Origin of the sequence: Mitsuaria sp. CC2 (assembly GCF_048957715.1) — a bacterium.
Taxonomy (GTDB): domain Bacteria; phylum Pseudomonadota; class Gammaproteobacteria; order Burkholderiales; family Burkholderiaceae_C; genus Roseateles.
In genome coordinates, this window is the sequence record NZ_JARVXN010000047.1 from 1 (window position 1) to 9,006 (window position 9,006).

The 9,006-nt window shown below is 64.6% G+C and carries 10 protein-coding genes; all 10 read left to right on the plus strand.

What is annotated here, in order from left to right:
- A partial coding sequence (locus tag PV762_RS27740; RefSeq protein WP_421038222.1) for a bacteriophage T4 gp5 trimerisation domain-containing protein occupies positions 1-618 on the plus strand: 618 nt, incomplete at its 5' end.
- A 14-nt stretch (positions 619-632) separates the two neighbouring features.
- Positions 633-2,030: a DUF2169 family type VI secretion system accessory protein gene (locus PV762_RS27745; protein WP_421038223.1), complete on the plus strand. Its 1,398-nt coding sequence runs from the start codon at positions 633-635 to the stop codon at positions 2,028-2,030.
- Positions 2,020-2,376 carry a DUF4150 domain-containing protein gene (locus PV762_RS27750; RefSeq protein ID WP_088404486.1) on the plus strand — a complete coding sequence of 119 codons (357 nt, stop codon included), beginning with the start codon at positions 2,020-2,022 and terminating at the stop codon, positions 2,374-2,376. Before PV762_RS27745 ends, PV762_RS27750 begins: the two co-directional genes overlap by 11 nt.
- Before the next feature lie 4 nt (positions 2,377-2,380).
- A complete protein-coding gene (locus tag PV762_RS27755; RefSeq protein WP_421038224.1) occupies positions 2,381-3,445 on the plus strand; it encodes a polymorphic toxin type 15 domain-containing protein in 1,065 nt (354 codons plus the stop codon).
- Positions 3,442-4,104, plus strand: a complete 663-nt coding sequence (locus tag PV762_RS27760; protein WP_421038225.1) for a GAD-like domain-containing protein — start codon at positions 3,442-3,444, stop codon at positions 4,102-4,104. Before PV762_RS27755 ends, PV762_RS27760 begins: the two co-directional genes overlap by 4 nt.
- Positions 4,105-4,194: 90 nt before the next feature.
- Positions 4,195-4,770: a hypothetical protein gene (locus PV762_RS27765; protein ID WP_421038226.1), complete on the plus strand. Its 576-nt coding sequence runs from the start codon at positions 4,195-4,197 to the stop codon at positions 4,768-4,770.
- Positions 4,718-7,465: an RHS repeat-associated core domain-containing protein gene (locus PV762_RS27770; protein ID WP_421038227.1), complete on the plus strand. Its 2,748-nt coding sequence runs from the start codon at positions 4,718-4,720 to the stop codon at positions 7,463-7,465. Before PV762_RS27765 ends, PV762_RS27770 begins: the two co-directional genes overlap by 53 nt.
- Entirely contained in the window at positions 7,462-7,944 is a 483-nt protein-coding gene (locus PV762_RS27775; RefSeq protein ID WP_421038228.1) for a hypothetical protein, read from the plus strand. Before PV762_RS27770 ends, PV762_RS27775 begins: the two co-directional genes overlap by 4 nt.
- A 37-nt stretch (positions 7,945-7,981) precedes the next feature.
- Positions 7,982-8,365: a hypothetical protein gene (locus PV762_RS27780; protein ID WP_421038229.1), complete on the plus strand. Its 384-nt coding sequence runs from the start codon at positions 7,982-7,984 to the stop codon at positions 8,363-8,365.
- Positions 8,362-8,790 (plus strand): hypothetical protein, encoded by a 429-nt coding sequence (locus PV762_RS27785; protein WP_421038230.1) that lies wholly within the window; start codon positions 8,362-8,364, stop codon positions 8,788-8,790. The genes PV762_RS27780 and PV762_RS27785 overlap by 4 nt, the downstream gene beginning before the upstream one ends.
- Positions 8,791-9,006 lie beyond the last annotated feature (216 nt).

The window sequence follows — 9,006 nt, forward strand, 5'->3', positions numbered from 1 at the left end:
GAGCAGCTGTGGATCCACGCGGAGAAGAACCAGGACATCGAGGTCGAGAACGACGAGACGCACTGGGTCGGACGGGATCGGACGAAGACGATCGACCGGCATGAGACGACGCTGGTCAAGGGCAACCGCACCGAGACGGTGAACCTGGACGAGACGATCACGATCCATCAGAACCGGACGGAGCGGGTCGACCTCGACGAGAAGATCTCGATCGGGATGAACCGCACGGAAGATGTCGGGATCAACGAGACGATCAGCATCGGATCGAACCGGTCGGTGACGATCGGCGGCATGAAAACCGAGACCATCGCGTTGGCGAAGGCCGAGACGATCGGACTGGGCAAGGCTTTGACCATCGGCGCGGCCTATCAGACGACGGTCGGCGGCCTCATGAACACGACGGTCGGCCTGCAGCAGTCGGAACAGGTGGGCTTGAGCAAGACCACGCGTGTGGGCAAGACCTACGAACTGGTCGCGGGCGATGCGATCCGTTTTGTCGTCGGCAAGGCCAGCCTGACGATGACCAAGGACGGCAAGGTCACGATCGTCGGATCGGAGTTCCTGTTCGACGCGTCGGGCCCGGTGCAGATCAACGGCAAGGACATCGACCTCAACTGAGGTCGGAGCGCCGTATGGAACTGGTCAATCTCACGCCGTTCGGCGCGGCGGGTTATCGCGGCATCGACACGCAGGACCGCGAGCACGAGGTCGTGGCGGTGCGCACGGTCTACAAGCTCGTGCCGGCCTGGCAACTGGAAGGCGCGCAGCCGACGGCGGCCGGCCCGATGCGCCTGGTGCCGCAACTGGTCGACGAAGGCGCTCCGCCCTTGGTCACCGAGGATCAGTACGTCGGCGAGATCGGCCTGAGCAGCGTGCGCGCGGAAAGCGACCTCGCGCCGTTCAAGCCGAAGTGCGACGTCCTGGTCACCGGCACCAGCCATGCGCCGGCTGGACGGCCGAGCGAAGGCTGGCTCGCCCGACTGCGCGTCAGCCAACCGTCGCGTCATCCTCAGGCGGATCCGGCAGCCGGTTATGTGACGCCGTTGACGGATCCCGACACGAGCTTCGCGGATCGCGTGGCGTGGCAGGAGGAGCGACGCGTCGCGATCGACGGCTGGCTGCGCGCACCGGGACCGAACGGGGATCGCAGTCGCGAGATGCTGCTGGACAAGGCCCTGCATCTGCATGCGCCGTCGGAATTCGTGCGCGACGCCAAGGGCGCATGGGCACGGCGAACGCTAAGCGCCGCAACCAGCGTCCCGCTGCTGTATGAACTCGCCTACGGCGGCGGCAGCCGGGTGCCGCATCCCGATTTCGGACGCGATGCGCAGGCGCCGGAACTGCTGCTCAACGAAGTCTGTTTCCTGAATCCCTTGGGTCGCGGTTGGATGCATGCGGACCTGGAGCGCGCGTCGCGGGAAGCACGAGTGCCGATGCCGACGTCGTGGCCCGCGCCGCAGATCGAGCCGCCGGATCATCCGGTCGATCGACCGGACATCACGGCCCAGGCCGCCGGCCAGCAGCCGCCGCAGATGCTGGAGCAGGCCAAGGCCTACGGGCATCGTCCGGCGGGCTTCGGTCCGGTCGGACGCGCGTGGACGCCACGCATTCAGCGCGCTGGCTCGTACAACGATCAATGGTTGGCGGAGCGCTGGCCGAATCTGCCCAAAGACTTCGACATGGCGTACTGGAACGCCGCGCCCGAAGACCAGCAGATCGCCTTCCCGCGGCCCGATTGCTACATCGAGCTCGGCAACCTGATCGCCCCCGCGCTCTGCCCGAGCGGGCATGCGTTCATCGCGCTGCCGGGACATCGCGTGTCGGTGCTGTTCCATCTCGCCAGCGGCCTGATGCTCGGCGGCGTATGCGCGATCGATACCTTGCTCGTGGACACGGACGCGATGGAACTGGCCATCGTCTGGCGCGCGAGCGTGTCGGCAGAGATGGGCGTGAAGACGGCCGAACTGCGCTTCGAGACCGACCTGACAGCACCGCTGTTCAAGATGGAGGAGGCGGCTCATGGCCATTAATCTGGGAGCCCGCAAGGAGAGCGGCTGGGTCGTGTACAGCATGCCACCTGACGTCTGCAAGACGCCCGTGGGCAGCTCAATGGTGCCGGTGCCGTATCCGATCACATCGCAACTGAGCGACGCAACGGGCATCGTCAAGAGCGTCAAGTTCAACGGCAACCCGGCCGTGGTCTTCGATCAAAGCAAGACACCGAGCAGCGTCGGTGATACGCCCGGCAGCGGCACGGGCATTAAGAGCGGCACGGTGGGCAAGAAATGCGAGCCGCTCGACAAGAGCGATTCGGTGCGCGCCGGCAAGAAGTGGGTGGTCCGCCACGGTGACAAGTTCTGGATGAACGGCGGCTGATCGCATGGGTAGCTACAACACGACAGGCATCCTGCAGAAGTCGCCGGCGGTCAGTGCAGGGAAAGCGGAAGACGCGAATGCCACGGTGAAGGTCGATCCGACCGAGATCTCCAAGCTCGACGCGCTGCAGATGCTGCTGGATCTCGTGGGACTGATCCCGGGAGCAGGCGCTCCGGCGGACATCCTCAACGGCATCATCAGCGCTGGCCGTGGCGACTGGATCGGCGCCGGGCTGTCGGTGCTTGGCGCTGTGCCAATCGCCGGAGAAGCGGCGACCGCTGGAAAGATTGCAAAGAACACGGAGAAGTACGCTGCGGGTCTGAAGAAGGTGGCTGAGGAGGTCTTGCCTCACCTGCCTCAACGTTTCCAGAAGCCGCTGCGCGAAGCGCTCGAGAAGGCAGAAGCGAAGTTGGACGAACTGGCCGGCCGTCCTCCAAAGAAAAAGCCTGACGCAGAGGCGCCGACAGCCAAGAACGAGACCACCAACGGCGCCAAAATCAAACCGAAGCGAACAGAGGTTCCGTGCTTCCACCCGTTCGACAAGAAGAAGTTCATGTCGATGAACGCACAGGAGAAGAAGGCATACCTGAAGGAAATGGCAAGTCAGTTGCAGAAGCAGCAGGACCAGATCAACGGCATGTCCGCGCTCGATTACAAGGCGGCGCGCAACGCGTACAAGAGCGTTGGACGGAATCCTCTGGCCGAGGCAGCACAGACCAGCTACCGGAAGGACTTCGCGAAGGAAGTTTCGCGCGGGATCGAAGAAAGCTTGCGAAACTCTGGGGTTGCGAGACCGGCTGCCAAGGCGCAGGCAGCCGCTCGTACCAAGGACATCATGGGCAAGCTGGCCGCACTTCATGAGCCTGACATGGTCGCCGGCGGCTGGGCACAACCCGATCCGAAGGGAATGGGACGCGCGGATGTGAACGGGTCCATCGGCGGCAGCTGGAATCAGGACGGGCGGCTTGCCTCCATGGACGCTGCAGCGGACGACGCCATCAAGAACGGCAAGGGCGACGAGAAGATGAACGTCAAGCTTGAACCATGCCGCGGAAAGGACATGAGATGAGAGACGAAGATTTCGAGGCATTCATCGAGGAATTCGGTGAAGCTGATTCCCGGCAACCTGTTCCGGAATCAGACATCGCCGCCTGGACCGGAAAGCTCCCGGATCAGTTGATGGCGTACTGGCGCGAAGAAGGCTGGGGTCGATATGGCGAGGGGCGCTTCTGGTTCGTGAACCCGGCAGACTATGAAGACATCGTGGACGAATGGCTGGAGAACTCTCCCCTTGAGCAGATCGACTCTTTTCACGTGATCGCCCGAACCGCCTTTGGGAAGCTCTATCTCTGTGGGCAGAGGAGTGGACAGTCGGCGACGATCAACTGCGCGACGAATGCTGTCTTTGCTGTTCCGAAGCGGCTAAAGCCCAAGACACCCGATGCCCGGGACATGTCGATTCTCGTGTTCCTCGGTGTTGACAGGGAAGAATGCGACCTTGACGACGAAGACGGAAAGCCGATGTTTGCCAGGGCGATGAAAGCGCTGGGTCCGTTGGCAGAGGATGAGGTGTATGGATTCGAACCGGCGCTGGTCGCCGGCGGTCGCATGCGGGTTGAGAACCTGCGCAAGCTGAAGATCGATCAACACCTGACCATCTTGAGGCAGCTGGCGGCTCCGTCCATGCCCTTTTCCGGAGAAGAGGTTGCACGGCTCTTGAAGGATTGATCAGCGCGACTTCGAGCGTTTGAGTTCGGGCCTGATCGCCAGATCAGGCGCTGCTACCTGACGGAGCAGCGACGTCCGGACGGGCTGTCCGTGCGACTCGACTGGCTGCCCGGATGGGAGTCGTCCGTGCTGCCGCAGCGCCTGGATGAAGACTTCACGGTGCGGCGCATCACGGCACCGGGCGACATCGTGCTGGAGGCGCACGCCGCGCCGACTGGCGCGTTGACGGATGCGCAACGCGCGTGCCATGGCGCACTGCGCATCGGCCGGCTGGTCCGGCGTCTGGCCGTCGACGCCGACGGTCCGACGACCGGGTGGCAGGTCTTGACGCGTTATGCGTACGGTCTCGAAGCCCCCCGCGAGGGGGCGGACCCGACAGCCCTGGACCTGCTGGGCCGCAAGGATGCGCTGGGTCATCTCTGGCGCTATCACTACGACACGCATCTGCTGACCCGCTATGTCGACGCTGCCGGCGGTGCCTGGGTGCTGCGCTGGCAGGGCGCCGATGTGCTGTTCCAGTCAGAGACGGCCGCGTCCGAAGACACCGCGCTGTCGGAAGAAGCCGCGCCGGACCATCGCGGGAGCTGGTCGCCGCTCACCAGCCATTGGGCGCGTGCGATCCATCGATGCGATGGGGCACGTGCAGGAACGCGCGTTCGATGCTGAAGGTCGCGTCGTGGCGCAGACCGACGGATTGGGGCGCGTCACGCGGATGGCCTACAACGTGTTCGGCCAGTTGCGGGAGCTGATCGACGCCGCTGGGCGGGCGAAAACCTATCTCTACGACGCGAACAGCCGGTTGATCGCCTATGTCGACTGTTCCGGGTCCGAGACCCGCTTCGATTGGGATGCGCGCGGGCGGCTCGTCGCCCGGACCGATGCGCTGGGCCACAGCGTGCGCTACGGCTGGGACGAGATCGACCGCCTCGTGGCCATCCGTCATCCCGACGGCGGCGAGGAGCGGTTCAGCTACGACGCCATGGGACGCCTGCTCGTCCACATGGACGGGGTGGGGCGCCAGACCACCTATCGCTACCAGATGCAGGGGCTGCCGATCGAGCGCATCGATGCGGCGGGCCGGCGGCTGCAGTACCACTACGACCGCGCGCTGCGACTGGTCGAGTTGATCAACGCCAACGGCGAGTCCTACTGCCTGGCCTATGACGCACAAGGCCGGCTGATCCAGGAGACGGAGACGGGTTTCGACGGGCTTGTCAGCCGCTACGACTACGACGCTGCGGGCGAGCTGGTCGCCAACCAGCGCGGGGCGATCCGCACGGACTATGTGCGCGACGCGCTCGGCCGGATGGTGGCGCGTGTGACGCCGGACGGACAGGAGCGATTCGCTTGGGATCCGTTGAGCCGGGTCATCGCGGTCGAGAACGTGGCGGCGCAGTCGAGGCTGCGGTGGGACGCGGCGGGGCAACTGATCGAAGAACGTCAGCGCATCGAGCTGGCGCCCGAGCGCGTGCGGCCGGATCCCGCTGGCGCTTGGCCCGACGCGGCTGAACGCGGCACCGCGGCCGCGTCCTTCCTGCTGCGGCATGAGTACGACGCGCTGGGGCAGCGCGTGGCGACACGCCTGCCCAACGGGCGGGTGGTGCAGACGCAGCGTTATGGGCCGGGCCACTGGCACGGCGTGTTGTGGCAAGGGCGGCCGCTGGCCGACGTCGATCGCGACGCGCTGCATCGCGAGACCCGTCGCAGCTTGGGCGGGCTCCGCCGCGGAGGCTTGCGGCGCGAGTTGCGCTACGACCGCGCGTCGCGGTGGACGCGCAGCGTCTTCGGATTTGGCGATGCGGCGCCGGGCGCGCTGCGCGAGCGCATCGACGACTCCGTGCTGGGTGAGTTGCGTTACACGCATGACGTGGTGGGGCAACTGATGTCCGCGGTCCAGCCGGGACTGCGGGAGACCTTCGCGTTCGATCCGGCGGGCAATCTCGTGCCCTTGCCCGGGGCGGTTCCGGCCGCCTCATTGCCTGCGGGACAGCACGCGGCTGCGGCGCCGAAGCGCGGCAACCTGGTGACGCAAGCGCTCGGCTGGCATTACGAGTACGACGCCGACGGCAATGCGGTCCGCAAGCAGTGGATCCAGGACGACGCTGCGAACGAGGCGGCGATCGGCGAGGGCGCCGGTATCGATGCGCTGAGCCTGCAGTACGACGCGAATCAGCGACTGATCCGGGCCGAACGGGCGACGCCTCAAGGCGCGCTGACGAGCCGCTACGCCTACGACGCAATGGGACGCCGCGTGCTCAAGCGGCTCGCGACGCCGGACGGCGAGCGTGTCACCGTGTTCGTCTGGAACGGCGACCTCATGGTGCAGGAGGTCGATGCGCAAGGCAGCGTGGCCTACGTGCACGAGCCCGACAGCTTCACGCCGCTGGCGCGGGTCCGCAGCGTGGAGACGCTGTCAGCCTTCGACGGCGGATCGGTGGCGTTCGCGCCCGTGATCGCGTGGGATCGACCGGATGCGCCTTCCGCGGAGCCGGACGCGCACGTGCGCTGGTACCGGCGCCTGGAACGATGGCGCGCGGATTGCAATGCTGAACAAGCCGCACAGGCGTCATGGGACGGCGCCGACGCCGCGAACGACGAGGTGCTCTTCTACGAGTGCGACCATCTCGGCACGCCGCTGGCGCTGCTGGACGAGAACGGTCGTGCGCGCTGGCGCGCCCGCTACCGCGCCTGGGGTCGCCTGGCGCGGACCGACGTCGACGAGGTCCGCCAGCCCCTGCGCTTCCAGGGGCAGTACGAGGACGAGGAGACGGGGCTCTTCTACAACCGGCATCGCTACTACGACCCGGATGCGGGGCGGTATCTGACGCAGGATCCGATCGGGTTGATGGGTGGAATCAACCCCTATCAGTACGCGCCGGATCCGATCCAATGGACCGATCCTCTCGGACTTAAGAAGGGCAAGGGTGGATGCGATCCGTGCTGCGGCAGGGATCCCGCCAGCGAAGCTCGAAACTGGCAGGGGACCAAACCCTACACTGGGAAAGACGCCTACACGAACGTCGTGGTGAAGAAGGGAACGGTTTTCTACACGCTCTATCCACACGGCAACAACACACCCAACTACTTCTCCAAGGCCGGCCAAGTGCTGTCGATGAAGGGCAAGGGCGCCAGGGCCTACAACGACTCTCTGCAGTTGGCCCACAAGCACAACGATCCTGATACAGCCTTCGACTATCGGACGCGGTTGCACAAGTTCATTCTTCAAGAAGACACTTGCATGGCGATGGGAACGGCATTGGCAAACCCGAAGCTTGGCAAGGGTGGCGGAACACAGTTCTTCCTGGAACCGCAGGACACTCACAAAATGCGTAGTACCACGATGATTTACGACCTCAAATGAACGCCTTGAAACTGAATCTGGATCAATCAACGGGAGCCTTGTCCGTCGATTCAATCGATGTGCGGCACTTGGCGATCCACGCTGTCCACCAGCTTGTGCTGACGCACCAGCTCCAAGTGAATGAGGTGGACGCAGAAGGCTTCAAGAAGTTCTCGTTGCCGGTGGAGTTTGCAGGCGAAGACTGCCGCCTGCGATTGGATTTTGAGATCGCCACCAATCGTCTGGATGATCTTTATCTGTACTGGATGGGCGGAGTGGCACGCGCCAAGCAGTGGGACGCTACACCGCGTGATCTGAAACAGGATCTCCGGGCATTTGCCGCTCTTGTGAGCGCACGCCTGGCTCTCGCTGTGGTGCCGGCATCAGAGTGGATCGAGGAAGCGACGTTCACTTGGGGTTCTGTCCGGCTAGAGGCTTCCCCGAAGGCCATGACGATCGCGGTGACGTTCAACCTCGCATCGTCGGCGTCAGCAAATTGACCGGAAGTCTGAACGGGCGCGACGGCGGGCAAGATTGATGAATCTGGAAATCGATCTGATTGACGGTCTAGTGAGCGTGGATGGCGAGGTGGCCTGGCGAATTGGCGCGCTGAACCCGCCGGTCCTCGTGGGGCGACCGGTCCGCTATCTGGACCTGCCTGCGAAGCTGGTGATCGACGCGGGTGCGGGATCGGAACAGGCGGTCTTCGTCCTGTTCGACGAGGAGGAGTTTCCAGAGTCAATCCACACGAGCCGCATCGTGAAGCGTTTTGCGAAGAAGACCGGCATCACGCCGGAATTGGTCGCAAGGTCCCAGGCCGTATCCCGTTTCCCCTGGGGCGAGATCGAGTTCTCGGTGGACCCTAAGCAGGGCGATCTCTCGATCGCGGTTCGCGACCGCGTATTTGAAGGGAACACGTGACCAAACGTTCCTCCTGGAGCCGCTGGCCCTCGTCGCCCCACCTCCACTTCCGTTGCTCGACCAACTGGCACGCGATGTCGGATGAAGAGGCAGCGACGATCGCCAGCACGTCCGCCGCGGAGATCCGGGCGCGGGTTGGGGATCCCTCCGCCGCTGCCGACTGGGTCTCGCTCGTCTACCGACTCCCCGACGGCCTGCGCCAGGTCTTGCTCGAAGAGCTCGATCGGGGAAACCTGCTGGTCGAGATCGGAGAATCCTCCTGGCCAACGCCACGCAGCGTCATCGGGACCATGCGTGATCGTTTCCGCGGGGAAGGCAGGACCTGGCCCCCGGGCGTCGTCTGGCAACAGGTGAATGACCCCCGGCAGTGGCGGGAAGACGTTGCCGAGCTCCTTGACGACGAGGAATTCCTGTTGATGACCTGAGCCGGGCCAGGTCTTGCCGACCGTTCTGATAATTCTGCGAAATTCGTCCGCGCCGGTCCCAACCTCGGGAGTGACTTTCGACCGTTGTGGTGATCGCGGGTGATCCCTAGCCTCCGGGGTGTCGACCTGACCCCTGGTGCCATGGCCTCACCTTTCCGCCTCAAGACCGCCTTGCCTGAAGACACTCTGCGCGTGCACACCTGTGTGTCGCGGGAG